The sequence below is a fragment of the Aliarcobacter cibarius genome (assembly GCF_013372265.1).
GTDB classification, from domain to species: Bacteria; Campylobacterota; Campylobacteria; order Campylobacterales; family Arcobacteraceae; genus Aliarcobacter; species Aliarcobacter cibarius.
Window position 1 is genome coordinate 980,490 of sequence record NZ_CP054051.1, and the last position, 24,296, is coordinate 1,004,785.

Annotated in this window: 25 protein-coding genes; 12 read left to right on the plus strand and 13 right to left on the minus strand. The window is 25.2% G+C overall.

The features are described 5' to 3' along the window. Positions 1 to 2: 2 nt before the first annotated feature. The 7 genes from ACBT_RS04870 to ACBT_RS04900 are packed head-to-tail and all read right to left on the minus strand — an operon-like array spanning position 3 to position 5,920. Entirely contained in the window at positions 3 to 734 is a 732-nt protein-coding gene (locus tag ACBT_RS04870; RefSeq protein WP_024774764.1) for a metallophosphoesterase, read from the minus strand. Continuing rightward, positions 731 to 1,186, minus strand: a complete 456-nt coding sequence (locus ACBT_RS04875; protein ID WP_024774765.1) for a hypothetical protein — start codon at positions 1,184 to 1,186, stop codon at positions 731 to 733. The genes ACBT_RS04870 and ACBT_RS04875 overlap by 4 nt, the downstream gene beginning before the upstream one ends. A 3-nt stretch (positions 1,187 to 1,189) precedes the next feature. Continuing rightward, positions 1,190 to 1,714, minus strand: coding sequence for a YceI family protein (locus ACBT_RS04880; protein WP_024774766.1), 525 nt, complete (start codon positions 1,712 to 1,714; stop codon positions 1,190 to 1,192). Next, positions 1,707 to 2,675 carry a hypothetical protein gene (locus tag ACBT_RS04885; RefSeq protein WP_024774767.1) on the minus strand — a complete coding sequence of 323 codons (969 nt, stop codon included), beginning with the start codon at positions 2,673 to 2,675 and terminating at the stop codon, positions 1,707 to 1,709. The genes ACBT_RS04880 and ACBT_RS04885 overlap by 8 nt, the downstream gene beginning before the upstream one ends. Beyond that, positions 2,663 to 4,234 carry a hypothetical protein gene (locus tag ACBT_RS04890; protein WP_024774768.1) on the minus strand — a complete coding sequence of 524 codons (1,572 nt, stop codon included), beginning with the start codon at positions 4,232 to 4,234 and terminating at the stop codon, positions 2,663 to 2,665. Before ACBT_RS04890 ends, ACBT_RS04885 begins: the two co-directional genes overlap by 13 nt. After that, positions 4,218 to 4,841 carry an ABC transporter ATP-binding protein gene (locus ACBT_RS04895; protein WP_024774769.1) on the minus strand — a complete coding sequence of 208 codons (624 nt, stop codon included), beginning with the start codon at positions 4,839 to 4,841 and terminating at the stop codon, positions 4,218 to 4,220. Before ACBT_RS04895 ends, ACBT_RS04890 begins: the two co-directional genes overlap by 17 nt. Then, positions 4,838 to 5,920 carry an ABC transporter permease gene (locus ACBT_RS04900; RefSeq protein WP_024774770.1) on the minus strand — a complete coding sequence of 361 codons (1,083 nt, stop codon included), beginning with the start codon at positions 5,918 to 5,920 and terminating at the stop codon, positions 4,838 to 4,840. Before ACBT_RS04900 ends, ACBT_RS04895 begins: the two co-directional genes overlap by 4 nt. A 180-nt stretch (positions 5,921 to 6,100) precedes the next feature. Between ACBT_RS04900 and ACBT_RS04905 the strand changes: the two genes are divergently transcribed. The 9 genes from ACBT_RS04905 to ACBT_RS04945 all read left to right on the plus strand — a co-directional run bounded on the left by ACBT_RS04905 (position 6,101) and on the right by ACBT_RS04945 (position 14,282). Beyond that, a complete protein-coding gene (locus tag ACBT_RS04905; protein WP_201768305.1) occupies positions 6,101 to 7,435 on the plus strand; it encodes a ferredoxin reductase family protein in 1,335 nt (444 codons plus the stop codon). Between the two features lie 103 nt (positions 7,436 to 7,538). Next, positions 7,539 to 8,036, plus strand: a complete 498-nt coding sequence (locus ACBT_RS04910) for a hypothetical protein (RefSeq protein WP_024774772.1) — start codon at positions 7,539 to 7,541, stop codon at positions 8,034 to 8,036. Between the two features lie 150 nt (positions 8,037 to 8,186). Next, positions 8,187 to 8,633 (plus strand): low molecular weight protein-tyrosine-phosphatase, encoded by a 447-nt coding sequence (locus ACBT_RS04915; RefSeq protein WP_024774773.1) that lies wholly within the window; start codon positions 8,187 to 8,189, stop codon positions 8,631 to 8,633. A 110-nt stretch (positions 8,634 to 8,743) separates the two neighbouring features. Further along, entirely contained in the window at positions 8,744 to 9,190 is a 447-nt protein-coding gene (locus ACBT_RS04920) for an SRPBCC family protein (protein WP_024774774.1), read from the plus strand. Positions 9,191 to 9,258: 68 nt separating this feature from the next. Then, the gene (locus ACBT_RS04925) at positions 9,259 to 9,738 is read left to right on the plus strand and encodes a glutathione peroxidase (RefSeq protein WP_024774775.1); all 480 of its coding nucleotides are present in this window, start codon (positions 9,259 to 9,261) and stop codon (positions 9,736 to 9,738) included. 94 nt (positions 9,739 to 9,832) lie between these two features. Then, positions 9,833 to 11,209, plus strand: a complete 1,377-nt coding sequence (locus tag ACBT_RS04930) for a PhoH family protein (RefSeq protein ID WP_024774776.1) — start codon at positions 9,833 to 9,835, stop codon at positions 11,207 to 11,209. After that, positions 11,190 to 12,896, plus strand: coding sequence for an HD domain-containing protein (locus ACBT_RS04935; RefSeq protein WP_228130286.1), 1,707 nt, complete (start codon positions 11,190 to 11,192; stop codon positions 12,894 to 12,896). The genes ACBT_RS04930 and ACBT_RS04935 overlap by 20 nt, the downstream gene beginning before the upstream one ends. 67 nt (positions 12,897 to 12,963) lie before the next feature. Then, entirely contained in the window at positions 12,964 to 13,782 is an 819-nt protein-coding gene (locus tag ACBT_RS04940; RefSeq protein ID WP_024774778.1) for a tetratricopeptide repeat protein, read from the plus strand. Beyond that, positions 13,779 to 14,282: a tetratricopeptide repeat protein gene (locus ACBT_RS04945; protein ID WP_024774779.1), complete on the plus strand. Its 504-nt coding sequence runs from the start codon at positions 13,779 to 13,781 to the stop codon at positions 14,280 to 14,282. The genes ACBT_RS04940 and ACBT_RS04945 overlap by 4 nt, the downstream gene beginning before the upstream one ends. A gap of 319 nt (positions 14,283 to 14,601) precedes the next feature. On the opposite strand, the gene ACBT_RS04950 is transcribed toward ACBT_RS04945, so the two are convergent. From ACBT_RS04950 to selD, 3 genes are all read right to left on the minus strand, one after another. Continuing rightward, positions 14,602 to 15,894, minus strand: coding sequence for an IS1380 family transposase (locus ACBT_RS04950; RefSeq protein WP_176325385.1), 1,293 nt, complete (start codon positions 15,892 to 15,894; stop codon positions 14,602 to 14,604). A 224-nt stretch (positions 15,895 to 16,118) separates the two neighbouring features. Then, positions 16,119 to 17,408 (minus strand): IS1380 family transposase, encoded by a 1,290-nt coding sequence (locus ACBT_RS04955; RefSeq protein ID WP_024774781.1) that lies wholly within the window; start codon positions 17,406 to 17,408, stop codon positions 16,119 to 16,121. A gap of 452 nt (positions 17,409 to 17,860) precedes the next feature. Then, on the minus strand, positions 17,861 to 18,898 hold the full coding sequence (selD, locus tag ACBT_RS04960; RefSeq protein WP_201768306.1) for a selenide, water dikinase SelD: 1,038 nt from the start codon (positions 18,896 to 18,898) through the stop codon (positions 17,861 to 17,863). Positions 18,899 to 19,115: 217 nt separating this feature from the next. On the opposite strand from selD, the gene ACBT_RS04965 reads away from it, so the two are divergent. From ACBT_RS04965 to ACBT_RS04975, 3 genes are read left to right on the plus strand one after another with little or no spacing between them, the layout of a single operon-like run. Then, on the plus strand, positions 19,116 to 20,207 hold the full coding sequence (locus tag ACBT_RS04965) for a transglutaminase-like domain-containing protein (protein ID WP_024775205.1): 1,092 nt from the start codon (positions 19,116 to 19,118) through the stop codon (positions 20,205 to 20,207). Next, positions 20,204 to 20,530 (plus strand): transporter, encoded by a 327-nt coding sequence (locus tag ACBT_RS04970; protein ID WP_024775204.1) that lies wholly within the window; start codon positions 20,204 to 20,206, stop codon positions 20,528 to 20,530. The genes ACBT_RS04965 and ACBT_RS04970 overlap by 4 nt, the downstream gene beginning before the upstream one ends. A gap of 4 nt (positions 20,531 to 20,534) precedes the next feature. Beyond that, positions 20,535 to 20,807 carry a heavy-metal-associated domain-containing protein gene (locus ACBT_RS04975; RefSeq protein WP_024775203.1) on the plus strand — a complete coding sequence of 91 codons (273 nt, stop codon included), beginning with the start codon at positions 20,535 to 20,537 and terminating at the stop codon, positions 20,805 to 20,807. Position 20,808: 1 nt separating this feature from the next. Here ACBT_RS04975 and ACBT_RS04980 read toward each other — a convergent pair whose 3' ends face one another. Genes ACBT_RS04980 through ACBT_RS04990 form a run of 3 tightly spaced genes read right to left on the minus strand, consistent with a single transcriptional unit; the run spans position 20,809 to position 24,171 of the window. Beyond that, on the minus strand, positions 20,809 to 21,468 hold the full coding sequence (locus ACBT_RS04980; protein WP_024775202.1) for a response regulator transcription factor: 660 nt from the start codon (positions 21,466 to 21,468) through the stop codon (positions 20,809 to 20,811). Beyond that, positions 21,461 to 23,035, minus strand: coding sequence for a sensor histidine kinase (locus ACBT_RS04985; protein WP_024775201.1), 1,575 nt, complete (start codon positions 23,033 to 23,035; stop codon positions 21,461 to 21,463). Before ACBT_RS04985 ends, ACBT_RS04980 begins: the two co-directional genes overlap by 8 nt. Then, positions 23,032 to 24,171, minus strand: a complete 1,140-nt coding sequence (locus tag ACBT_RS04990) for an ABC transporter substrate-binding protein (RefSeq protein WP_024775200.1) — start codon at positions 24,169 to 24,171, stop codon at positions 23,032 to 23,034. The genes ACBT_RS04985 and ACBT_RS04990 overlap by 4 nt, the downstream gene beginning before the upstream one ends. Between the last annotated feature and the right edge of the window lie 125 nt (positions 24,172 to 24,296).

Sequence of the window (24,296 nt, forward strand, 5' to 3'; positions counted from 1 at the left end):
GACTATTCTACTGTTTTTGAAATTAATTTCAAAATAGTTATTTCTGCTTTTGCTTTATATCTAAAATCAACACCCCAAGTTCCAATTCCTTTATTTACATAAATTGCTGTATTTTTTCTGTAAAAAAGCCCTGATAAAAATGGTTGAACAAGTTTTACAAAATAGTGAAAAGGGTAAATTTGACCACCATGAGTATGTCCACATAAAAATAGATTAGAATTTGATTTTGTAGCTATCTTATAATCTTTAGGTTGATGAGATATAAAAATAGAAGGAGATTGTTTTAGATAATTTTCTATTATTTCTTCTTCTCTTTGGATTTTAAAAAATTTTGAAAATCTATCAGGAAGTCCAGCAATATAAATATTTTCATTTTTATGATTAATTGTAAAAATTTTATTATCCATAAAAATAAAATTTTTAAGTTCATTTTTTAAATCTTCTAATCCATAAAACAGATCATGATTCCCACTTATATAAAAAACCTTATTTTTTAATTGACTTAATATAGATAGTTGTTCTTTAATAAATTTTACTTTAGTATCAATTATATCACCAGTAATAACACAAAAATCAAATTCTAAATCATTACAAAACTTAATTAATTTAGCAATTTTTTCAGTTGAAGTTTTTTTGTTTATATGTAAATCACTTAAATGAAGAATTTTTAAATCATTTAATTTTTTATTTTCAATATCTATTTCTACTGTTTGAAAAATATTTTTAAAATTCATTTTAATAAATTACCTAATTCATTTGCAGATGATAGAAATTTTATATCTTTTACTATTCCATTTTCTAAAGAGTAAGTAGTTATTTTATCAGCTTGCTTTGCAAATTTTGTATTGTTTTCATCATAAATTAATAAAATGCCATATTTATAATCTCTTAATTTTGGAAGTATAAACATCTTTGTGATAATTGTTGGAGTTGATGAAATATTGTTTATAAAAATCGCACGATGTTCTTTTAAAAACAGTGAACTCTTTGATGATAAAAAGTCATTTACCATCATAAGAGTCTCTTTTTGGAAAGTTATAATTATTGTTTCAATATTATTAGTAATAGTATGAATTCCATCAAATTGATCTGTTAGAGAAAAATTATTTAATTTATCACCAACTTTCAAATTTCCCCCAAATATAAAGTTTGTAGTAATCATCAATAATATAAATATCTTTAACATAATCTATCTTTTCAGATATATTTTGTATGTAATATCTATTTGATTTCTAACTGTTAATAATAACATTGAAGGTGGTTCTAAATTAAAATCTGTAAGATTGAAAGAAAATTTCCCGTCAAGATATATTTGATTGTTTTTTTCACTTATATCACTTTTAACAGTAATCTTTTTTGAAATACCATTTAGTGTTATAACTCCATTTATATCGTAATTTATTTCATTTTTTACAATACTTTTTATTTCAAAAGATGTTGATTCAAATTTATCTACATTTAAAAGCTTGTACATATGCTCATCTCTATCTTTTTTGTCACTTATAAGAGTAATCGTTTGAAAATAAATTTTACCTTTTATTGATTCTAAGCTATTTTCTATCGATAGTTCACCTTTTAAATTTCTAGTAATAGGATTAATCTGACTATCACCAAAAATCTCAGTATGAGCCATAAGTGCTCCACTTGATACTGATAAATTTTCTGCATATAAACCAATACACAAAGCCAATGTAAGAATTAGTTTTTTAAACATATTTAATCTCCTTATTATTTAATGTATATTCTTTGTTGATTACTTTAAAGATTGCTAATAAAATTATAATTGGAACTATAAATATCATATTTGTTAATGCTACTAAAAGTCCAGTACCGGAAGCCATCCATCCAATAAATATCATAAATAATGAAATAGTTCTAAAATCTTTTTTTCTAATAGATTGAAGAATCACAACATTGTAATAAGATATTACAAATGGATAAACTAGTGATAAAATAAACCCTTCTCTTAAAAAATATAGAAGATATGAAAGAGCAAAAAGTATTAATATAAATAATTCATTTTGATTTTTTTCCATTTTAAAATATAAAGCACAAACTAAACCAATAACATGAAATAAAGCTATTTCAAAAGTAAAACCACCTCTCCAAATAGAAACTGCTAAGTCTCTTGAAAGTGATTCAAACAAAGAAGAGTCTAAAAATACCCATAAAACCATTATTAATAAAGAGTGATTTGGACTAATCAAACTTTTTTCTTCTTGATTATTTTGAGGTAAAAATAACGAACAAATTAAAGTAATTGATGTAAGTGTAACTGCAATAATTTCTCTTTGAGATACTTCATAATTAAATAAAATAGTTCCTGTTACATAAGATAAACTTAGAGCAAAACCTAATTCTATTAAAGAAGTTTTTTTAACTTCATTTATTATCATTGGAGCCATACTACCAACAGTGAAGCCTAAGAGAAATAGTGTCAAAAAATTGTAATTTGGATACATAAAACTCAAAATAAGTTGAGCTATTAAAAATAGTGTTATTTTATTGTTTATTTTTATATATGAAATTAATAAAGAACCAATCACTCCACCAATAGGAAGAGGTGCTATTAAAGACAAGTTTGATGAAAAATATTCAACAACCCCAGTTTGAGCTATAAGTAGATAATAACACAACTCACTAGCTATAAAAAATATCAATATTAATCTTTGCATAAGTACTCCTTTGATTGAAAAAAGATTAAATAAACGAAAACAAATGTTAGGTCGAAAAATGAAATTAAAAGAGCTTCAATTCCAAGTTTTCCTGAAGCATATAAGGCAAAAAACATAGAACTAGCAAATATTCTAATAACTACACTAATTTTTGTTAAAATATTCTCATAAGCTTCATTTTTTAGAGCAAAGTATTGAATAATTCCTGTCATACTAACGAAAGTAAAAACAACATATTCATAAATTCCACTAAAACCAAATCCCAAAATTGGATATAAAAAACTAGCAAGAAGTATTAATAAAATTCCACCTAATCCATCGCTTAAAACACCCATTAAATTATAAAAACCTAATTTTGAATAAGATGTTTTCAATTTAATAAATGCAAATATAAACCCAAATGCAACAAAACCAAATATTGTTCTAAATATCCATAAATTATAAGTAGATATTGAAGTAAATCCAGCTTGTGAAAAACCAGAAATAGAAAGAACAAAAAATATTCCTAAAATTCCAACTAAATATATATTTATAAATTTTGCTACATGAAGTTCTTTTATATGGTTTATAAACATAGCTATAACCATAAAAAATACTCCAATTCCCATTGCAACATGAGCATGAGCAACTATTAAATCATTTCTATGAAACAACCATCTAATTTCAGGAATAAATAAAATATTTCCTTCTATGTCAACAAATAAAAAAGCCAAGATTGAAATTAAAAGAGTTCTTTTAGCAACATTTGTGATATTACTATCTTTGTACCATCTATATAAAAGAGGAATATATAAAAGAGTTAGATATTGAGCAAACCACTCTTGATTGTATGTTAAAGGTTCAAAAAATATTCTATAAAGAACAGTTAAGAAATAAAATATTGTTGGAATAATCCATAAAATATTCCATCTAGCTTTAAACTCTGTAATGTTTAAAAGCTTTATGATTAAATAATATATAGGAATTAAAGCTAAGCTCATACCTAAAGTGTTGTCTCCATGAGGACCACTTACTGTACTTTCAACTTGACCAATAGTTGGATTCATTAAAATTAAAAGAGCAATAGGAGCAATGATTACAATTTGTAAACATACTTTTATCCATAAAGGAAGTATCTTGTAAAGTTTTATAAATTTGTATAGAGCCAAAATATAAAATAATCCTGCAAATGCTAGTAAGAAATTTAGTTCATAAGCAAAATCATAAAATGCTAAACCTCTATTTTTTCCTAAAAGTAGTGAAAATATCATGAAGATTAGAAAAATATACCAAATTTGAGTGTAGATATTTAGATATTTTAATCCCTCTTTAGAGATACCAACCTCTTTATTTATAAGTAAAAAAGGAAGATATGAAAGCATTAAAGGAACAAATCCATAAAGCATCAAACTAATATGTACAGCTCTTAAATTTACAGGATTTAATGTTTGTGAATCAATAACAAACCCCAATAAATTAAGTGAATAGGCAATTCCAAAAAATAGTCCAATTGCAAAAAATGCAATAGATATTTTAAAATGTTTGTTTATAAAGTTTTCAAAATTAATTGATTTTTCCATCTTTTACCTCATAAATTTTTGTAGCAAAATTTGCTAAATTTTTATCGTGAGTTGCCACTATTATAGTAACTTGCTCTTGACTTAGTTTTTTAAATATTTCAAAAACATTTAAAGAATTTTTTGAATCTAAATTTCCTGTTGGTTCATCTGCAATTATTACCTTTGGTTTATTTATTAAAGCCCTAGCAATAGCAACTCTTTGTCTTTGCCCTCCTGAAATCTCATTTGGATATTTATTTGATAGATTGTCTATTCTTAAAATTTTTAATAAGTTGTAAATTTCATTGTCTGTAGCTTTTTCGTTAGCTATTTTTATATTTTCTTTAACAGTTAGATAGTTTATTAAATAGTGAAATTGAAAGATGAAACCAATATTTGTTTTTCTAAAATCATCAATATCTTTTATATTCTTATAATTTAAATTTTCAAAAAACAGTTCACCTTTTGTTGGTTTTAATAGAGTTGAAACTATTGATAAAAGAGTAGATTTTCCGCTACCACTTTCTCCAACTAAACATACAAATTCACCTTTATTTATCTCTAAATTTATATTTTCAAGAGCTTTATCATTGTTATAATAGTGAGTTAAATTTTTAACTTTTATCATATTTTATTTCCTTGTATTAAAAGAACAGGATCTGTTTTTGCCGCATTTAATGCAGGAATTATTGAACCTATAATTGCCATTAGAATAGAGGCTAAGAATATATAAACAGTTAAATCTAAACTAATTTCTCCATTTACATAACCTTGTAAACTATCTATATTTTTTATAAAAAATAAGACAATATTTGAAAGAATAAATGCACAAATGAAGCTAAATATTCCGATTAGAAAGCTTTCAATTATTATTGAATATACAATTTTAGAAGTTTTTATACCCAAAGCTCTTTTGATTCCAAATTCACTTTTTCTTTGATTTACTGTGATGCTCATAAGGCTTACAATTCCAAGTAATCCAAGGAAAAAAGCTATAAATGAAATAACATTTGATGATGTTTTTATAATTTTAAATTGATTGTAGTTATCCACAAAATTTTGAGTAGATTTAACATCAATATCTTTTGATAAAGTTTTTATCTCTTTTATAATCTCTTCAACATCTGAATTTAAAGCTGTATTTACTAAAATCATTGAAGCTGATTTATTGAAAATTTCTCCAGCATCTGATATATTTAAAACAATTCCACCATTTTCAAATCCTATTTCACTTTCAAAAACACCAGAAATTTTAAAAGTTTTATTTGCAATTTGAACTTCATTTCTATTTGATAGTTGTTCAAAAATTGATTTCCCAACTATAACTTCATTATTTAAAGGATATTTTCCTTTTTCTAATTTATAATTTTTAAATCTATTTTGAGTTACTCCATAAATAGCTACAATAGGGAGTTTTTCTACAGGACTTGCTCCTACTGTCATAGCTCCTGCTTCATTTATATTTTTTAAATACTCTATTTCTTTAATTAAATTAATATCAACATTTGAAAAAAATGTATCAGAAATTTTTGCTTGAGTAATTATTATGTCACCATCACTTTTTAGCATTGATGAGTACATAGAGATTACTCCATTTGAAATAGAACTTATTAAAAATATTGAAACAATAGAGAATATAAGACTTATTATGATTAAAAATGTTTTTAACTTGTTTGCGATTAGAGCTTTGTAAGCGTGTGAAATCAAAGATTTTCCTTTTTAATTTTGGTAAGTTTAATCTTTGAATATGAATTCTTAATGAACTAAATATGAATTTTTGTTCATAAAAGAGTTAAATCTTAATGTTTGAATAACTATTAAGATTTCATTTAAGTGCAAATGTTATTATTTTAAATATAATAAATTTATAACTTTATTGGGAATAAGATGATGAAACGAATGAAATTCTCCTTTTTAATGATTTTGGTAGTGCCTACTATTTTATGGTTACTAGCAGATACTCTTTATCCAGAGCCTTTTACATATTTTGCATTTCGTAAAGTATTTATTCAATATAGTGGTGTCTTAGCAATAATACTTATGAGTATTGTAATGATTTTAGCTCTTCGTCCAAAATTTATTGAGCCATATTTTGATGGAATAGATAAAATATATAAACTTCATAAATGGTTGGGTATTTCAGCTTTCTTATTAGGAGTTCTTCACTGGTGGTTTGCTAAAGGTACAAAATGGATGGTTGGTTGGGGTTGGTTAGAAAAACCAGTAAAAACACCATCTAATGAAGTATTAGGAACAATTGAAGCTTGGTTTAAAACTCAAAAAGGTCTTTCTGAGAGTGTTGGAGAATGGGCATTTTATATAATGGTTATTCTTATATTTATAGCTTTAATTAAAAAAATTCCATACCATTGGTTTGTTAAATCTCACAAGATTTTTGCTTTGGTTTATATAGCTTTGGTTTATCACACTATTATTCTTACAAAAATAGGTTATTGGTCTGAACCAATCGGGTTACTACTAATTGTAATGATGGTTTTTGGGACTATTGCTGCATTTATTTCTTTATTTAAAAAAATAGGAAATAGTAGAAAATCTCAAGCTAAAATAGTAGATTTAGTTGAATATCCAAAACTTAAAATACTAGAAACGACTTTACTTTTAGATGATACTTGGAAAGGACACAAAGCAGGGCAATTTGCTTTTGTAACATCGAATAAAAAAGAGGGACATCATCCATATACAATTGCTTCATCTTGGGATAAAAATGATAAAAAAATGACTTTCATTACAAAAGCACTAGGTGATCATACAAGTAGATTGAAAGATACTTTAAAAATAGGAATGAATGTAGAAGTTGAAGGACCTTATGGCTGTTTTGATTTTGGAGATGATAAAAAATTACATATTTATATAGGAGCTGGAATAGGGGTAACACCATTTATTGCAAGAATGAATGATCTTGAAAAAAATCCAAATGATAAAACTATACATTTTTTCCATTCTACTTCTAAACCTGATGATGAATTTCTAGAAAATTTAAAAGAGGATGTAAAAAATTCTAATGTTAATTTACATTTATTTGTAAGTAAAATTGATGAAAGATTAAGCTCTGAAAAAATTAAAGAGTTAGTACCAAATTGGCAAAATTCTAGTATTTGGTATTGTGGACCACTTAAATTTGGGCAAAGTTTAAGAGAAGATTTTGTCTCAAGTGGTTTAAATCCTGAAGATTTTCATCAAGAACTATTTGAGATGAGATAATTTATAGAATAAATTTAAATTGTAAAGAAATTGTCAACAAATCTTACAGTGAAAATTTAAGTTGTTTTTTTAGACTTCCAAAAATAAAAAATGGAGTCACAAAATGGGTTTAAATATTGATTTAAAAGTTATAAGAGTTGGTCTTTTAATAACTTTGTTTACGTTAATTTTTGGTACAGGTTTAGGAATTGTATTTGGAGCAAAAGAGGAAGTATTTAAAAATTATATTTCTGAAAATATTCAAGCAAACCCTACTGTTCATGACGACAAAAGTAAAGATAAAATTTGGAGATATGTTCAAAGAGCGCACTTCCATTCAAGTGGTATTGCTGCATATTCTTTAGCTTTGTTATTAATTATTTTAGTATCAAAAATGAAAGATAGTATGAAGTCTTTTAGTGCGACAATGATTGGTGTTGGTACTTTATACTCATTTGCATGGTATTTAATGTTCTATTTAGCTCCACTTATTGGAAGAGATGCTGCAAAAAATCACTTTTTAACAGAGTCTATTGTTTATATCAGTACGGCTGCTTTTGTAATAGGATTGTTTATGATAATTGCTAACGTATTTTTTAATATGTTTAGTAATGAAGATTAAAATCTTATAATTAAAAGTTAGTATATAGCTATTTGGGCTATATACTAATTAAAATTTCTCACAAAATAATCCTTCCCTATCACATCAATAAGTACAAAATCATATTTTAAATAGAGTAAAATTAGAAAATAATTTTTTAATAGGAAAAATATGAAATCAATAATATTTGTTTGTCTTGGAAATATTTGTCGTTCTCCACTTGCAAAAGGAGTTGCTGAAAATTATATTAAAAATAATAACTTAAATCTTCTTGTTGATTCAGCTGGAACAAGTAAAGAACATCAAGGAGAAATTCCATGTGAGAACTCTATAAAAGTTGCTAGAGATAATAACATTGATATATCAAAATATAGAGCTAAACAATTTTTAAAAAGTGATATAGATAAATTTGATTTAGTCGTTGCATTGGATAGTAATAACTACTATAATTTAAAAAATATGGGATGCAAAAACTTAGTAAAATTGGGAGATTTTGGTTTTGGTGGGAAAGATGTTCCAGACCCATACTATTTTAATGGTTTTGATGGCTTTATAGAAGTTTTTAATATGGTAGAAAAAAGTGTAAAGAATCTACTTTTATCCCTAGAAAATAAATAACTGTAATCTTACAAATAACAGTTTTTAAATAACATTTTATAGTTACCAAAAAATATTTTTTTCTACTACAATACTTTTATTGCAAATATAAAAATATAGGAGGGTAAATTGTGCATATATTAGAACAAACTAGTTTAATAGATTGTACAGTTGAAGAGTTATTTAACTTTCATCTAGATACTAATAATATTAAATTAATTACCCCAAAACATACAAAAGTAGAACTTCTTAATTATGAAGACAAAACATATGAAGGTAAGTTAGTAAAGTTAAAAACTACAAGAGCTTTCATACCAATATATTGGATAGTAAAAATAGATAAGTTACAATATCCAAATTTATTAGTAGATGTAGCTCTTAAATCACCATTTGCTTATTGGGAACATAGTCATATATTTACACAAAAAGAAACTAAGTGTGAATTAAAAGATGTTATTAAATTTGAGTTACCATTTGGAATATTTGGAAAAATATTGGCACCTTTGGTTAAAAAAGATATTAAAAATATGTTTGAATATAGACATTTTCAAACAAAGAAATATTTTGCTGAAAAGTAGAAAGGTTGTTTATGAAAATTATATTAAGTGCGTTGTTTTTTATTACATTTTTATTTGGAGAAAATAGTATGAGTATATATGATATTGAAGTAAAAGATATAAATGGTAAAGTTGTAAGCATGTCAAAATATAAAAACAAAGTTATGCTTATTGTAAATGTTGCTAGTAAATGTGGTTTTACTAATCAGTATGAGGGATTAGAAGAGTTACATAAAAAACATTCAAATAAAGGTTTAGCAGTTTTAGGATTTCCATGTAATCAGTTTTTATCTCAAGAACCAGGAACTGAAGAGCAAATTAAAGAGTTTTGTTCTTTAACTTATGGTGTTGAGTTTGATATGTTTAGTAAAATTGATGTAAATGGTGAAAATACTCATCCTTTATATAAATTCTTGAAAGAAAATTCAAAAGGTGTTTTGGGAACAGAAGCTATAAAATGGAATTTTACAAAGTTTTTAGTTGATAAAAATGGTAATGTTGTAAAAAGATATGCTCCAAGTACTACACCCAAAGAAATTGAAGCAGATATTATAAATTTATTAAAATAAATTAGAAAAATTAACTGTCAAGTATAATTTTATTTGACAGTTAATTTAATAAAAATGTAACTTTTTTGTTATTATTCTAGAGTATAATTTTGTTATGAAAGAAAAAGTATATGTATTAGATACAAATATCATCTTACAAAATCTTCAAAATCTCTACAAAATATCAGACAATAAAACTAACCACATTGTTATACCTGAAACTGTACTTCTTGAACTAGAGGATAAAAAGAAGTTAGTTAATGAATTGGGTTACTATTCAAGAGAGTTTGCAAGATTATTAGCAAAGATGAAAATAAAAGAGGTTGATTATAAAACTGGATTTAAAGTTGTAAAACTTTATGATGAAGAACTAAATCTTGATATTGTCTCAAAAGATAAGTATGAAACGCAAATTGAACAAATACATATTTCTGAATCAAATGATAAAAGAATTATCGAAGTAGCTTCTATTGCTCAAGACTACTACAAAGGTTGTAAAACTATTTTTCTATCTTTAGATGTTTATGCTAGAACTTTTGCATTATTTAAAGGAATTAAAACAGAAACTTTACACGATGATAAATCAACTGTTCCAAAATTTAATTTTGTAAAAAGTCTAAAAATAGATTCTTCAAAATTCAATAGTTTAGAGAATAAAGACATCTCATCTATAGATGAAAATCATGAAATTGAGAATTTTTCATACTCTTTTGAAAGTGATGATGGAAATGTAGAATATGCAATCATTACAAATGGTAAAATCGATATTTTAAAAGAGACAGATTTTAAAGCTTTAAATGTTAAACCTGTAAATTTAAAACAAAAACTTTTTACCAAAGCAATTTTAAGTGATATGTACGATTTACTTGTAATTGATGCAAAAGCTGGAAGCGGAAAAACTTTGATGTCCATTGTTAGTGCTATGAGATTGATTGATTTAGGATTATATGACAAAATTGTATATGTTAGAAATTCTATTGAATCATTGGATAAAGGTGCTGAGGTTGGATTTTTAGCAGGAAATGATGAAAAATTTAGAATTTATAATATGGCTTTATATGATACATTAGAATTTATTGCTAAAAAACATTTAAAAAAGAGCGAAAATAGAGAAAAACAAGAGTCAATAACTTCAAAGATTGAAGAGTTAAAAGCTAAATATTGTATGGAGACTTTATGGCCTGGAGAAGCAAGAGGACGAACTTTAAGTAGTTCAATTGTAATTATGGATGAGTGGCAAAATAGTAGTGAAAAAACTACTCAATTGATTCTTTCAAGATTAGATGAGAGTTGTATGGCTATAATTATTGGTTCAAATAGACAAATAGACAATTTATATTTAAATAAATATAATAATGGTTTAACAACTCTTTTAAAACAGACTTCACAAACTCATAGTGAACTTAAAATGTTTGCAATAGAGCTTGAAAAAGCGGTTCGTGGTAAGTTTGCAGAGTTTACAGAAAGAATTTTTGAAAACAAAAATCAATAAAGGATTAAATATACAAAATAGACTTATAAATGATACTATTTACAATCACATTGAATATACAAAACTTGAAGATAAAATTCTTCAAACAAAGATTGTAAATAGATTACAATTTATCACTCAAAATGCGCTAGCATATTTTTCATATCCATCAATAACTACAAAAAGATTCATTCATAGTTTAGGAACTATGCATTTAAGTTCATTTTTGTTTAAAAATGCTCTTTTAAATGCTGATAAAAAAACAAAAAATAATTTCTTATCAAGTTTAAAAAACACAATAGTTGCAATAATTATAGAAGAGAATTTAAAACTTACTTTTGATGATATGGATTATTTTGATAATAAAGCATTGTATCAATTTACAATACCAACAAAATCAAAATCTCAAAGAGCAACTTATACTATTTTTTTACAAACTATAAGAATAGTTGCTCTGCTTCATGATGTTGGGCATCTTCCATTTTCTCATCAAGTTGAATATGCTTTAAAAAAAGTTTATCAAAAAATAAAATTAAAAAAAGAAAATAAAGAAGAACTTTTCGAAAAAGAGTTGAGATTTAAAAGTAATTATGAAGAGATTACAAATTATGGTAAAGATGTTTTACATGAAGCAATAGGAGAAAATCTTTTAAAGCTACTTTTTGATTATGAGTTAGAGGAGTTGATTTCTAAAGAGTATGAAAAAGAGTATTTAAAACTGATTAAAAGATTGGCTATTTTGATTTTAGAAGAACAAACTTTTGAAAATTTTGATTTCAAAGTTTTACATAATTTTATAGATAGCACAGTTGATGCTGATAGATTAGATTATATAAATAGAGATATGCTTGCAAGTGGATATATTACAGGACCAAATGATCATATTAGAATCACAAAACAAGCAGTTTTAGTAGAAAAAGATTGCGCTTTTTATTTAAGTTTTTATGATATGAGTTTAATTGATATTGAGCATATGTTAGAGATGAGGTTTAATCTTTATAAAAAAGTTATTTTTAATCATGGAATTGCAAAAACAGATACTTTACTTGAAACTGTAGTTCAATATTTAGCTAGTAAATATTTTGAAAATGAGAATGAAGAAGAGAAACTTTCAAATTCAATTTCTATGCTTTGGAATTTTAAAAATATAAATAAACAAAAAGAGTTAGATACTATTTCAATGCTTGATGAAAATTGGTTAATTTCATTATTTAAAAATAGATATTTTGATATAAAAAATAAAGATATTCTATCAAAAGAAGATATGAAATATATGTATTGTTTTGAAGAAGTTTTATTTGGCAAAAGAAGATTTAGAAGTCCTTGGAAAAACTTAAACGAGTTTTATAAAGTTCTTGATTTTACTACTGTAGAGAGATATAAATTTAGAGAAAGTTTTGGTTATATAACTCCAAATAGATTAAACAAACTACAATTTGCCTTAGATAATATTATAAAAAAATATGAAGAAGATGAACTATTTTTTGAGTATCAAATAGTATCTTTCAATTTGGGAATTTCAAAAGATTTTTATTTGTATGATGGAGATGAGTTAATAAATATAGATGAAATATCTACTTTAAGAAAAAGGTTAAAATATTCTATGAGAAATACAGTTCCTTTTTATCTTTATTCAAATAAAAAGACATTATCGCCTGAAATGAAAGTAGATTTAAAAGAAATGTTGTTTGATATATTTGAGAAATAGTTCTTTTTGGAATTTCTCTTTTAAAATCTATTTGATATAATATTTTAAGTAATTTATAGGATAGAAAATGAAAGATTTCTTCTCGATGATATCTTTGCTTTTTAGACCTTTTTTTGGAGGAACTTTAGAAGAAGGAATAAAAGCTTATGATGAGTTTGATTATATAAAAGCTTTTAAAATTTTTCAGAAATTTGCAAGTCAAAATAATTCAACTGCACAATACTATTTAGGAAAAATGTATGAAAAAGCTGATTTTGTTGATAAAGATATAAGTCAAGCTATTTGTTATTTCCAAGAAGCTTCAAAAAATAATCATGCAGATGCAGCATTTGCTCTAGGAATGATTTATCATAGAGGAAAAGATGTACCAAAAGATGATGATTTAGCAAAAGATTATTTTGATTTAGCAATTGTAAATGGAAATATTGAAGCAAAAAAAATAATGAAATTATTTGAAGAAAGTGAAGTAATTTACTCTTTAAGAGATGGAATAGAACTTTTCAAAAAAGAGGAGTTTTTAAAAGCTTTAGATATTTTTAAAGCTCTTGCGAAGAAAAATGATACAGATGCGCTATTTTATATTGGATATATTTGTGAATATTTTGATTTTGAAGGTAAACCTGATAATATTGAACCTTTTGAACTCTTTTTAATATCTGCAAATAACGGGAATAGAAATGCTCAATATGAGATGGGACTTCAAGCTTATTATAAAGATAAATATGAAGAAGCTGTTTCTTGGTATGAAAAAGCTGCAAAACAGGGCTTAAAAGATGCTCAAAAGAATTTATCGACTATGTATGAGTTAGGTTATGGTGTTAAAAAAGATTTAGAAATGGCTAAATTTTGGATGAAAGAATTTTTGAATAATAAAGAGGAAGTATGAAAAAAATAGTTTTATTTTTTATTTTAGTTAAAAGTTTGTACGCAGAAAATTTTAATGATGTAACAAAAGCGTTAGAAAAAGATGATTATAAAAATGCTTATACAATTTTAAAAAGTTTAGAAAATAAACAAGATAAAAATGTGTTATTTGAGTTAGCAAGACTATATGATTATGGTTGTTGGGTTCGTCAAAATATTAGTGAAGCTGTAAAGTATTATAAAAAAGCTGCGGCTTTAGGACATGTTGAAGCAAAGTATAATTTGGGAATTATCTATTATTTAGGTGAAGATAATTTAAAAAATTCAGATGGTAAAATTACAGCTTGTAACAAATATATGGATGAAAAAGATGATATAAAACCTAGCTTAGCTGTTTTACAAGCTGATGATAAAGAGGCTTTAAATTGGTTCTTAAAAGCAAATAAAGAAGGACATAGTGAAGCAAAAAATTCAATTAATCTTATTTGTGATAGTAAACCAGAAATTTGTAAGCAAAAATAGATTTTTGCTTAACAAATTATAATAGGTGAACTACTTCTTGGAATTACTTCTCCAATAATTTTTGCATATCCAAAACTAAGTTCTTCAAGTTCCTGACTTCATCACTTTTTCATAATTATTAAAAAAATGGTCTCAAAAACTCGAATTCATGGGCCTCTAATTTTAAAATTGGGTGACCCACGATATAATTTTATATGTTTATACGTAAAATAAGAAGTTAAAATTGTAGTATTATCCCGGATTTTGCAATAGGATATTCTTGGTATAAATTAATCTTATAATAATTACTAAATTTCTGGCACAAATAATCTAAAATATCTTATTTATATTTATATGGCTTGGTGACTTGTTTTATATTTTCAAATAATCCATCCATCCAAGATCTTCTTTTCCTTGGAAGTGATATATTTAGTACTTTTTCATTCTCATGATTTGTCATCCAAGATCCTAATGCAAAGCAATAGGATCTTAATGTTGAAAGTTGCATATTTGTTTGTAAAATTTGATGTTTAAAAAGTGCCATAATATTGTATGCCACCAGCATAAATCTATGAGCAGCTTCAGTTGCATAGAATTTATCAAGTGCAAAATTATCTAATCCAAAATCATATTTTAATTCTTTGATTCTATTTTCTGCATCTGCTCTTGTATTATAAATATTATATACTTGATCAAGAGGAAGAGTAAGATTAGTAACATAAGCACTATATCTATATGTAGGTTCATCAAATAGTAATTTACCTCCACTATTTGGATAGTTTTCAACTTTTTTTCTAACTAAAATATATCTTCTTGTATTATTAGTATTATTTGGTTTGAAATATAGTTCTGCTACATCTAAACCTTTAGTAATAGATGACCAATCTTCAATTGAGCCTATTTCATATTTAAAATTTTCATAGAACTTTACTGCTATTACATAATTTAGATCTCTTTTTTCAAACCAAGATAAAAATTTATCACTATAAAATCCACTATCAGCTCTTACTAGTCCAACAGATTTATTTTTTAATACTACATCAAATGTCTCTTCCAAAAATGCTTTATAATTATTTGTATCTGAAGTATTACCTGCTCTTAGCCATGCATTTGCAACCATCTTTGTTTGATCTACAAATGCCATTAAAGGATGATGAGATTTTCTTCCTTTTTTCTTTGGATTATATCCAATAGCACTTCTTTCTTGATTTCCATATCTTGTAATAACTGTTGAATCTAAATCTATTGTTAGCTTTCCAACTTTAAACTGATCCATAAACCATTGTTGTAATTGTGGAAATATTTGTGAGTTTTTCTCAATATCAAATTTATAGAAAAATCTATTGTATGTACTACTTGAAGGAAGTTTATCTAGTTCAAATATTGATTGCAGTGTTGTATCATAACGAAGCCAATCTGTATGAGAAAATCTATTACCACCTGTAATAATACTAAGCCAAAAACCTAATATTAAAATAGTTGGATCATATCCTCTATTTGAATTTGGTTGAGGAATATTTAGTTCATTTAAATAAGGTAATATTTGTAAGTGATCTATAAAATCTTTTAATAATTTCATACCTCCCCAAGGAGTTACTTTTTTATCTGAATAAGCAATTTTTAACTCACCCATTTGGTGATCCTTATAAATGAAGTTGTAGAGACTATTATATGCCAGTTTGTTTTAGATTATCATTTCTCTATTGAAAAATTTGGGATTATTATTTAAATCTCATAAAATAAATCAAAAATATAATTATCCCAGATTATGCAATAGAAGAAGCAATAAAATATTTATTTATAACTAAAAGTTATAGATTTTCTCTGTAATTTTTAAGTATTTTTATTGAAAATTATCTATGTATACTTAAAGGGAATTTGACTTTGTTTTACGTTTTCAAATAAACCATTCATCCAAGTTCTTCTTTTTTGTGGAAGTGATATTTTTAGTACTTTTTGATTTGAATGTTCTGTTATCCAAGATCCTAATGCAAAGCAATAGGATCGTAGTGTTGAAAGCATCATATTTGAATTTACTACTTCATGTTTAAAAAGTGCCATAATATTGTATGCCATCATAATAAATCTAAAAGAGGCTTCTGTGGCATAAAAATCTTTTAAGCAGAAGTTATCAGCTCCAAAATCATATTTAAGTTCTTTTATTCTATTTTCACAATCAGCTCTTGTGTTATATATATTATAAATTTGATCAACTGGCAGTTCAATATTAGTAACATAAGCACTATATCTATATATAGGTTCATCGAATAGAAGTTTACCACCTGATTTTGGGTATTCTTCACTTAATTTTCTAACAATTATATATCTTCTTTCACTTCCGTTATCAGGTTTAAATCTTAGGCTTGCTACATCAAGTCCTTTTGTGATTTTAATCCACTTAGTTATATTTCCAATGGTGTATTTTATATTTTCATAAAATTTTACAGCCACAATATAATTAATACCTCTTTTTTCAAACCATTCTAAGAATTCTTGTGAATAAAATCCACTATCTGCTCTTACAAGTCCAACTTTTTTATCTTTTAAGCATATATCAAATGTCTCATTTAAAAATGCGTCATAATTATTAAGTGAACTAGTATTACCACTTCTCATCCATGTATTTGCTATCATTTTTGTTTGATCTATAAATGCAATAATTGGATGATGTGAGTTTCTACCAGGTTTTTTAGGGTTATAACCTTTCTTAGCTCCTTCTTGTTCACCATATCTTGTTATTACTGTTGAATCTAAATCAATTGTTAGTGGTCCTACATCTAGTTGTGAAAGGAATTTTTGTTGTAATATTGGAAATATTTCAGAATTCTTTTCAATATTAAATTTATGAAAAAATCTGCTATATGTTGATTGACTTGGCAATTTATCTATTTCAAATATTGTTTGTAATGTTGTATCATATCTTAACCAATCGGCATGGATATATCTACTTGCTCCTGTAAATATAGCTAACCAAAATCCTTGAATAATATTTATTGGATCATATGCTCTATTTGAAAATCCAATAGGTAAATTTACACTTTTTAAATCTTCAATTACTCTTGTTTTATCTATAAAATTTTTTAATAATTTCATCCCACCAAATGGTGTAACTTTTTTATCAGAATACTCAATTTTTAATTCACCCATTTGGTGTTCCTTATGAATGCTTATGAAGTGTTATTTTATGGTACTTTATTTTAGATTCTTATTTAGCTATTGCATAATGCGGGATTATTTAACTACTTAAAATACAATATTTATCGAATTATTGTATAAAAGCCTTAAGTTGATTCAATAATTTCTTATAAAGTTTATAAAAAATGTAAAATAAGTATAGAAAAAATTTATGACAAAAATTTGTTAGTAAAAAAGCATTTGAACATTTTAAACAATATACAGAATAGAATAAATTAATCAAAAGAAAGAATATAAATTTTGAATTTTTACAACTAAAAATACAAAATATTATAGATTTTTAATTTGGGTGACCCATTGATGAAGTCAGGAGCAAATAAAGAAGGACATAGTGAAGCAAAAAATTCAATTAATCTTATTTGTGATAGTAAACCAGAAATTTGTAAGCAAAAATAGATTTTTGCTTAACAAATTATAATAGGTGAACTACTTCTTGGAATTACTTCTCCAATAATTTTTGCATATCCAAAACTAAGTTCTTCAAGTTCTTTTATATACTCTTTTGCATCATCTTTATTCATTGATATTAAAAGTCCACCAGATGTTTGAGCATCACAAAGTAAAGCTTTATAATACTCTTCTAGATTTTTTAAATATAAAACTTTGTCTTCACAAAATTTCATATTTTTCTTTGTTCCTCCTGGAATTACACCATCTTTTGCAAAAGTTATAGCTTCTTTTACAAGTGGTATATCATTGCAAGATAAACTAAAAGATATTTCTTCATTTATACATTCAAAAGCATGTCCTAAAAGACCAAATCCAGTAATATCCGTACAAGAATTTATTCTATATTTTTTCATAATCTTTGATGGCAAATAGTTTAAACTAGCCATAATTTTTGCGCACTCTTTAATAACAGAAATATCTGTTAAATCTCTTTTTATAGCCGTAGTTAAAACACCCATTCCAAGAGGTTTTGTAAGAACTAACACATCACCAACTTTTGCACTATTATTTCTAATAACATCGTTTGGATGTATTGTTCCTGTAACACTTAGTCCATAGTACATTTCAGGTGATTCAATAGTATGTCCACCAAGAAGTGCTCCACCGCACTCTTTGATTTTTTCAAAACCACCTCTTAATATTTCTCCTAGTGCATCTTTTGATAGATTTTTTTTGTCGAAACCTACAATATTTAAAGCAGTTTTTACTTCAGCCCCCATTGCAAATACATCACTAAGTGAATTTGCAGCAGCTATTTGCCCATAAATATAGGGGTCATCAACAACAGGTGTTATAAAATCCAAAGTTTGAACTATTGCTAAATCATCACTTAGTCTAAAAACTCCAGCATCATCACTTGTATCAAATCCTATTAAAACTTGTTCATTTTTGCCATTTAAGTTACAAAGAGTTTGTTTTAGGTCCGCCGAACCCATCTTTGCTGCTCAACCAGCTGCTTGAACAAATTTAGTTAGTTTATATTCGTTGTTCATTTATACTTTCTTTCTTTAAAATGACACTATTATACAAGTAGAAGAGTAAAATTTTAGTTAAGAATAGTAAATTATTTTTTACTATTTAAGCATTTACTTATAGATTATTTATTAAGATTGTTTTAATTTAAGTTCACAGACCATAGTTATGGTATGACATAAAGAAAGCTCTTTATATCTTCAATTCGAACTAATCAATTATAAAGAATAAATTACGATGAAAAGAAGAACATTTTTTAAAACGACTTTTACACTATCAAGTGCTGCATTTTTATATCCAAGTATTGCACTAGCAACTGAATCAAACCCTTTTGGAATAACTAAAACTCCTAGAAAATTTAAAGTTTCAAATAAATATGAATTTGAACAAACAAAAGAGATTACTCAACTTTGGATACCACTTCCAAAAGATGAAGATTATCAAAAAGTTGTAGGTTTTTCATATAATGGAAATTATAGTGAGGCAGAAATTGTAAAAAATCCATACAATACAAGAGTATTATATGTAAAATGGAATAATGCAAATGTAAAACCAACTTTAGACCTTGATTTTGCAGTTGTTATGCAAGAAAGATCAACAGATTTTTCTAAAGCTACATCAAGTACAATTTATCCTAGTGAAGTAGTAGAATTTTTAAAAGGAACAGAACATATTCCTGTAACTCCTAAACTTACAAAATATGTAAATGAAATAGTAAAAGGTGCTAACACTTCACTTGAAAAAGCAAAAGCTATTTATAATTGGACAGTATCAACAATGTATAGAGATGAAAGTGTTATTGGTTGTGGTGTTGGTGATGCAAAAAAATCAATTGAAGAGAAAATTTATGGTGGAAAATGTACAGATATAAGTTCTGTATTTGTTTGTCTTTTAAGAAATGCAAAAATTCCTGCGCGAGAGACTTTTGGAATTAGAGTAGGGCAATCAAAAATCTCAAATGCTTGTGGTAAAGCAGATGAGAAAGGTTTTGCAAATATAACAGGTGCTCAACATTGTAGAGCAGAATTTTACATAGATGGAATTGGTTGGGTTCCTTGTGATCCTGCTGATGTTACAAAAGTAAAATTAGCTGAAAAATTACCAAATGATGATAAAAAACTTCAAAATGTTAAAGATTACTTCTTTGGTTCTTGGGAGATGAATTGGGTAGGGTTTAATAGTGCTAGAGATTTTATACTAGAGCCAAAACCAACTCAATATCCTTTAAATATGTTAGGTTATCCTTATGCTGAAGTTGGTGAGGATGCAAAAGATTATTATAATCCTAAAACATTTACATATAGTTATACATCTCAAGAGATTTTATGAAACAAAATAAATTTGTGATAATTGGTGCAGTTTTTACTGCACTATTATCAACTCTTTGTTGTTTACCAGCTTTTATTTTTTTATTTTTTGGTATTTCAAGTGGGGTACTTAGTTTCTTTACAACTTTGGAGTTTACAAGAATTCCTCTTGCTATTTTAACTATAATATTTTTTGTATTTGCAATTTTAAATTTTAGAAAAAAAATAGTTTGCAAATGTAGTAAAAAAGATAGAATAAAACAATCTGTTTATTTTAGTGCATTTCTTGTTTTTATAATATTTCTATTATTTTATCCTGAAATTTTACCTTTATTTATGGAGTGATTTTATGAGATTCTTTTTAATACTTTTTATATTTTTTAATTTTGCTTTTTCTTCAAATGTATCTATTTTTAAAGTAGAAGGTATGCATTGTCCTCTGTGTACAACGGCTGTTAAAAAAGCGATTTCAAAACTAGAGGGAGTTGAAAAAGTAAGTGTTAGACTTAATACAAAAGAGGTAAGTGTTATTTATAATGAAAAAGTTAAGATAGAAGATATCCTAGCTGCTATAAAAACGACATCATATGAGGGTGTTGAAATCTCTACAAAAAGTGAGTAACTTAGATAGTTTCTAAGCTACTTTCATTAAAAATATAAGTCTTATGAGCAGTTTTTGTAAGGATATTTTTATCTGCTAAATCTTTAAATAGCTTGATTAATGTTGGTTTTGAAATAGAAAATTGTTCCATTATTTCGCTATATGAAGCAAAAAATTGATTTTTTTCATCTAAATTATTGAAAATATATTTTACTATTTCTACTTGTTTTCCATCACTTATAGCACCAATTGTTTTTATTATATTTTGGTTTTTTCTTAGCTCTTTTTCTTGAACTTTTGGAAGAAGAATATCATGTAAAGTTAATAGAAGTTCTTGGATATTTATAGGCTTTACAATATAATTTTCAACTTTTAATTTTATTGCTTCAAGTAAATAATCTGTTTCTGTATGAGCTGTAGTAAGAATAGCTGGGATTTCAATATCTTTATTTTTTAAATATTTTAAGAAATTTATACCATTTTCATTTTCAAGTAGAATATCACTTATTATTACATCGATATTTTTTTCTAAAATTATATTCATAGCTTCAATAGTTGTTTTTACACTATACAATTCACCTACGAAATCTTCCAAAATATCACTTGTATGTCTTAATAAATTTTCATCATCTTCAAGGTACAAAACATTAAAGTTTTTTAAAATATCAAATTTTTTACTCATCCTCATCCTTTAGTGGTATTTTTATTACAAAAGATGTACAAGAAAAAGTTTCATCATCTTTTATTTTATATTTTATATTTTTGCAGCTAATTTGTCCCTTTATATGTTTTTCAATAATTTGTTTTGACATATAAAGACCTATTCCTGTTCCTGCACTTTTATATTTTGTTGTGTAGTAAGGTTCAAAAATTTTAGGCATAACATCAGCTGGAATTCCACCACCGTTATCTATTATATTAACAAATAAAAAATCTTTTTTACTATTCACAACTATTTTTATTATTCTATCATTTTTGTCAACATTGCTAATTAAAGCATCTTTTGAGTTACTTATAATATTAAGAAAAACATGTGAGAGCTCATTGTAATAACTAAAAATTTCAATATTCTTTTTGATATTTAATTCTACTTTTATATGCTCTTTATTTAAGAAATATTTTGAAAGTTCTATTGAGTGTTCGATACAATCTTCTATAAAAAACTTTTTTTTAGCTTTACTTGGATCAAAAAAGTTTTTAAAATCATCAAGAGTATTTGACATATTTTGTGCTAAAAGTAGTGCATCTTCAGTTTTTTGCTGTACAAATTCACTTGTTAGTTTTCCAAATTGCATTTTAACTTGGAAGCTTTGAATAATCATACATAAAGAGCCTAAAGGCTGTCTCCATTGATGAGCAATATTATTTAACATCTCTCCTAAGCTTGCAAATCTCGCTTGTTGGAACATAATAATATCTTTCTTTCTATTTTTAGCAACTTCTTGAGCAATTTTTAATTCTAAACTATTATTTAACTCTTTTAACTCTTTTGTTTTTTCTTCAACATTTTTTTCTTGTAAATAATGTATTTGTTTAAAATGCTTTGTAATAAATAAAGACAAAATTATTGAAAAAAAGAATACTATAAAAATGGATATGAATGAGAAAATAGTAATTATATTAAATACTTTATCAGTATCTCTTTTCTCAGTTATGGCAACTGATAAATCATAGTTCATCAAACTTGCTAAATGTACAGAAATAGAGTTTATTTCAAATTTTAATTTTTTAAAATACTCTTCATCTTTTTCATTTCTAATATCTTTTAAAAGTAAATTTATACTTAACATTTTTGAATTAATATTCTTTATTATTTCATCTTTTAAAACTTTATTTTCATATAAATTATTTGGATTTAAAACAAATTTCTTAATCCAATTTACAATAAAAAATCTATTTTCTAAACTACTATTTTCTTTATATAAATGCCAGTTTTTATCTATGATTTCACTTGCTAGTTTTAATACATCTTTTGCTTGAACAAAATTTAATCTTTTATTCTCAAAATTATCTAAAGTGTCTTGAATATTTATCTTATATGAGTCTTTTATATGTTCAAGTTCTATTAAACCTTTTGTTCTTTTTTCAAATAAAATATCAAAATCATTTTTTAGAGTAAATATTGATATTTGTGACAAAACTATTATACAAAGCATACCACCAGAAATTATAAATATTAAAAATGAAGTTTTATAACTGAATTTCAGATTGTCAAAATATTTTAGAGTTGTAATTAATAAATTTTTCATTTTAACTCTTTGAAACTATCATTTAAATATTCAAAAAGATATGTTTGATTCAGTAATCTCTTATTTTTATAATCAATTTTTATTTCATATAAAAGTTCTTTAGGTGTATTTTTTAATGCTTCCAAAAAGTTGTCTTTGGTTAGGTTGTCATTTGTTCTTTTTATTGCATCAACCAAAACTTTTGAAGCCAAAAAACTTTCAAAAGATAAAAATCCAATATTAGAATTTGGTGAATATTTTTTCATAATTTCTTGATACTCTTGCACAATTTTTAAATTTTTATCATCATAATTTGGAACAACTTGTGAAAAAATTATATTTTCAGTAGATGTTTTTGTAGTTTTTAAATCATTTATAATCGAATTTGCATCACTAAAAGATACATTACAAAAAATAGAATCTTTTAAAATATCATCATTTTTTGCTTTTTGAATAAAAAAGCTATTTGCACCATAAGCACCTATTAAGATTATTGCTTCAGGATTTGATAGTTTTATCTCATTAAAAGCATGTTCTATTGCTAAGGTATTTCTTTTGTAACTACCTATTGCGACCAAATTTAGATTTTGTTTTTTTATTATTTCTAAACTAGATATATAGCCTTCTTCTCCATAGTCATCATTTTGATAAAATATTGCAATATTTTCTATATTTTTATTCTTTAAGTAATCTATTAAATGTTCTAACTCTTGTTTGTATGAGGCCCTAAAATTAATCAAAGTTGATAAGCTTTCATCTTGTAAAAAATTTGCTCCTGAAAATGGAGAAAAAAATAAAATATTTTCATCATAAATTGTTGGAAGTATTCTTTTTATTGTTGGTGTTCCAACTATTCCAAAGAAAGCAAAGATATTCTCTTTTTTTAGTTTTTCTACATTTTCATAAGTTAAATCAGGTTCATATTTATCATCAAGAGTTACAAATTCAATTTTTTTTCCATTTAGCAAATTATTATCATTTGTATAAGAAAAATAACTTTTTGTAGATTCTAATACAGCATTTCCCCAAGGTTGCATTAATCCTGTTAAAGGCATTGATGAAGCAATTTGTATATTTTTTAAAGAGTATTTGTCCTCTTCTAGGAAAAAATATAATAAAAAAACAATTAGAATTATTGATAAAATTTTTTTAAACATATGAAAGTTTACTAAAGTGTACATTAAATATTTAATATTGTAAAAATACTCTATATTTTATATATTTAAGTACTATTTAATTTTCATACATATAGAATATGGTAAAATATTTTTTACTAAAAAAT

Coding starts and splice junctions, on each gene's coding strand:
- ACBT_RS04870 (WP_024774764.1), bottom strand. CDS start 734: ATGAATTTTAAAAATATTTTTCAAACAGTAGAAATAGATATTGAAAAT.
- ACBT_RS04875 (WP_024774765.1), bottom strand. CDS start 1,186: ATGTTAAAGATATTTATATTATTGATGATTACTACAAACTTTATATTT.
- ACBT_RS04880 (WP_024774766.1), bottom strand. CDS start 1,714: ATGTTTAAAAAACTAATTCTTACATTGGCTTTGTGTATTGGTTTATAT.
- ACBT_RS04885 (WP_024774767.1), bottom strand. CDS start 2,675: ATGCAAAGATTAATATTGATATTTTTTATAGCTAGTGAGTTGTGTTAT.
- ACBT_RS04890 (WP_024774768.1), bottom strand. CDS start 4,234: ATGGAAAAATCAATTAATTTTGAAAACTTTATAAACAAACATTTTAAA.
- ACBT_RS04895 (WP_024774769.1), bottom strand. CDS start 4,841: ATGATAAAAGTTAAAAATTTAACTCACTATTATAACAATGATAAAGCT.
- ACBT_RS04905 (WP_201768305.1), top strand. CDS start 6,101: ATGATGAAACGAATGAAATTCTCCTTTTTAATGATTTTGGTAGTGCCT.
- ACBT_RS04910 (WP_024774772.1), top strand. CDS start 7,539: ATGGGTTTAAATATTGATTTAAAAGTTATAAGAGTTGGTCTTTTAATA.
- ACBT_RS04915 (WP_024774773.1), top strand. CDS start 8,187: ATGAAATCAATAATATTTGTTTGTCTTGGAAATATTTGTCGTTCTCCA.
- ACBT_RS04925 (WP_024774775.1), top strand. CDS start 9,259: ATGAGTATATATGATATTGAAGTAAAAGATATAAATGGTAAAGTTGTA.
- ACBT_RS04930 (WP_024774776.1), top strand. CDS start 9,833: ATGAAAGAAAAAGTATATGTATTAGATACAAATATCATCTTACAAAAT.
- ACBT_RS04940 (WP_024774778.1), top strand. CDS start 12,964: ATGAAAGATTTCTTCTCGATGATATCTTTGCTTTTTAGACCTTTTTTT.
- ACBT_RS04945 (WP_024774779.1), top strand. CDS start 13,779: ATGAAAAAAATAGTTTTATTTTTTATTTTAGTTAAAAGTTTGTACGCA.
- ACBT_RS04950 (WP_176325385.1), bottom strand. CDS start 15,894: ATGGGTGAGTTAAAAATTGCTTATTCAGATAAAAAAGTAACTCCTTGG.
- ACBT_RS04955 (WP_024774781.1), bottom strand. CDS start 17,408: ATGGGTGAATTAAAAATTGAGTATTCTGATAAAAAAGTTACACCATTT.
- ACBT_RS04965 (WP_024775205.1), top strand. CDS start 19,116: ATGAAAAGAAGAACATTTTTTAAAACGACTTTTACACTATCAAGTGCT.
- ACBT_RS04970 (WP_024775204.1), top strand. CDS start 20,204: ATGAAACAAAATAAATTTGTGATAATTGGTGCAGTTTTTACTGCACTA.
- ACBT_RS04975 (WP_024775203.1), top strand. CDS start 20,535: ATGAGATTCTTTTTAATACTTTTTATATTTTTTAATTTTGCTTTTTCT.
- ACBT_RS04980 (WP_024775202.1), bottom strand. CDS start 21,468: ATGAGTAAAAAATTTGATATTTTAAAAAACTTTAATGTTTTGTACCTT.
- ACBT_RS04985 (WP_024775201.1), bottom strand. CDS start 23,035: ATGAAAAATTTATTAATTACAACTCTAAAATATTTTGACAATCTGAAA.
- ACBT_RS04990 (WP_024775200.1), bottom strand. CDS start 24,171: ATGTTTAAAAAAATTTTATCAATAATTCTAATTGTTTTTTTATTATAT.